Origin of the sequence: Bacteroides sp., assembly GCF_028690125.1 — a bacterium.
Classification (GTDB): Bacteria; Bacteroidota; Bacteroidia; order Bacteroidales; family Bacteroidaceae; genus Bacteroides.
Genome location: NZ_JAQVBV010000133.1, coordinates 1 through 3,063 on the forward strand (window position 1 = coordinate 1; position 3,063 = coordinate 3,063).

The 3,063-nt window shown below is 43.9% G+C and carries 1 protein-coding gene; it reads left to right on the plus strand.

The features are described 5' to 3' along the window. Positions 1–3,063 (plus strand): glutamate synthase large subunit (gene gltB, locus PHO71_RS25870; protein WP_300209062.1); only part of this gene is annotated, 3,063 nt, incomplete at both ends.

The following is a 3,063-nucleotide window of genomic DNA, read 5'->3' on the forward strand; positions in this document are numbered from 1 at the left end:
CAATGTTGGTTCCGGAGTCTTTCAATGAAAAGAATCCGATCAGTGAAGATCTAAAAGCGTTTTACGAGTATCATTCCATCCTCATGGAACCTTGGGACGGACCGGCTGCTTTATTGTTCAGTGACGGACGGTTTGTCGGGGGTATGCTCGATCGTAACGGTTTACGACCGGCCCGTTATCTCATCACTAAGAACGACATGATGGTAGTAGCTTCTGAAGTAGGAGTAATGGATTTCGAACCGGGAGATATCAAAGAAAAAGGTCGTCTTCAGCCCGGGAAAATATTATTGGTAGACACGGAAAAGGGAGAAATCTACTACGATGGCGAGTTGAAAAGACAATTGGCAGAAGCCAAGCCTTATCGTACGTGGCTGGCAAACAACCGCATTGAGTTGGATGAACTGAAAAGCGGTCGTATAGTACCTCACCATATAGAAGACTACGACTCAATGCTTCTTACCTTCGGATACTCAAAAGAAGATATCGAACGGTTAATCATGCCAATGGCCAGTACAGGAGCAGAACCTGTAAATTCTATGGGTAACGATACGCCTTTAGCAGTACTCTCCGACAAGCCACAACTTTTTTATAACTATTTCCGGCAACAGTTCGCCCAAGTAACCAATCCTCCAATTGATCCGATTCGTGAAGAGTTGGTTATGTCGCTTACAGAATATATCGGAGCTGTGGGAATGAACATTCTCACTCCCAGCGAGAGTCACTGCAAAATGGTACGTCTGAACCATCCGATTTTAAGTAATACGCAATTGGACATTCTTTGCAACATTCGCTACAAAGGTTTCAAAACGGTGAAATTACCTATATTGTTTGAAGTAGCCAAAGGAAAAGCCGGATTACAGGAGTCCCTGAATGAACTTTGCAAAATGGCGGAAGCATCCGTTACCGAAGGAGTTAATTATATTGTCTTAACAGATCGTGAAGTAGACTCTACATATGCCGCTATTCCCTCCTTACTTGCAGTGAGTGCTGTTCATCATCATCTTATTTCTGTAGGAAAGCGGGTACAAACCGCACTAATTGTAGAAAGCGGAGAAATTCGTGAGGTCATGCATGCAGCTTTGTTGCTGGGTTTTGGAGCCAGTGCCTTGAATCCATACATGGCATTTGCAATCTTAGATCAGTTGGTAAAAAACAAAGATATCCAGTTGGATTATGCTACTGCTGAGAAAAACTATATAAAGTCTATCTGCAAAGGCTTATTCAAGATCATGAGTAAAATGGGAATATCCACTATCCGGTCTTATCGGGGAGCCAAAATATTTGAAGCCGTCGGATTAAGTGAAGAATTAAGTAAGGCCTATTTCGGAGGAATCAGTTCTCCTATCAGTGGTATTCGGCTGGAAGAAATTGCAAAAGATGCAATAGCCTTTCATGATGAAGGTTTTTCGGTAGAAGAAAACACCCGCTTATTGCCGAACAAAGGGTTGTATTCTTTCCGTAAAGACGGAGAAAAACATGCATGGAATCCGGAAACGATCAGTACTCTGCAACTTGCTACCCGTTTGGGAAGTTACAAAAAGTTCAAAGAATATACTCATTTAGTCGATGATAAGGCAACTCCCATCTTCCTACGCGACTTTCTTGATTTCCGTCGCAACCCCATTTCCATTGACTTGGTAGAACCAGCAGAAAATATACTGCATCGTTTTGTTACAGGAGCAATGTCATTTGGAGCGATCAGTAAAGAGGCGCACGAAACGATGGCTATTGCCATGAACACGATTCACGGACGGAGTAATACCGGTGAAGGCGGAGAAGATTCTTCCCGTTTCCAGCCTCTGCCGGACGGGAGTTCTTTGAGAAGTTCCATTAAACAAGTGGCATCCGGTCGTTTTGGGGTAACGGCTGAATATCTGGTCAATGCAGATGAAATACAAATTAAAATAGCTCAAGGCGCCAAACCAGGTGAAGGCGGACAACTTCCCGGATTTAAGGTAGATGATGTGATAGCTAAAACCCGTCATTCCATACCGGGTATTTCATTGATCTCTCCGCCTCCCCACCATGACATCTATTCTATCGAAGATCTGGCACAATTGATCTTCGACTTGAAAAACGTAAATCCAAAAGCCAAGATCAGCGTGAAATTAGTGGCAGAAAGTGGTGTAGGAACCATTGCGGCAGGAGTAGCAAAAGCAAAAGCCGACTTAATCGTAATTTCAGGTGCTGAAGGTGGTACAGGAGCTTCTCCGGCATCATCTATCAGATATGCAGGAATATCTCCAGAACTGGGATTGAGTGAAACTCAACAGACATTGGTTCTGAACGGATTGCGCGGGCAGGTCATTCTACAAGCTGACGGACAGTTGAAAACCGGACGTGACATTATTCTTATGGCACTGATGGGAGCCGAAGAATATGGGTTCGCAACTTCTGTACTGATCGTATTGGGATGTGTCATGATGCGTAAATGTCATCAAAACACCTGTCCGGTAGGAGTTGCCACTCAGAACCCGGAATTACGGCAACGCTTTCACGGACGTAGCGAATATCTAGTCAATTTCTTCACCTTTCTGGCGCAGGAAGTACGTGAATATCTGGCAGAAATGGGCTTTACTCGCTTAGACGATATCATCGGACGTACAGATTTAATTCAACGTAAATCAATGAAAGATGATCTAAACCCGAAACACGAGTTAATCGATTTTACAAAAATGCTGGCACGTATAGACAATAGTGCAGCTATCCGTCATGTCATCGATCAGGAGCACGGAGTTTCTTCTGTAAAAGACGTCACTATCATAGATGCGGCACAAGAAGCAATCGAACATGAAAAAGAAGTTTCTCTGGAATATACGATTGCCAATACAGACCGTGCCATAGGTGCCATGCTTTCCGGAGTTATTGCCGGAAAATATGGAGAAAGAGGATTACCGGAACATACACTGAACATCAAGTTCAAAGGAGCTGCCGGTCAGTCGTTCGGTGCCTTCCTTGTTCCGGGAGTTAATTTCAAGTTAGAAGGAGAAGCCAATGATTATTTGGGTAAAGGTCTGAGTGGCGGTCGTATAGCTGTACTTCCTCCCATCCGCAGTAACTTTG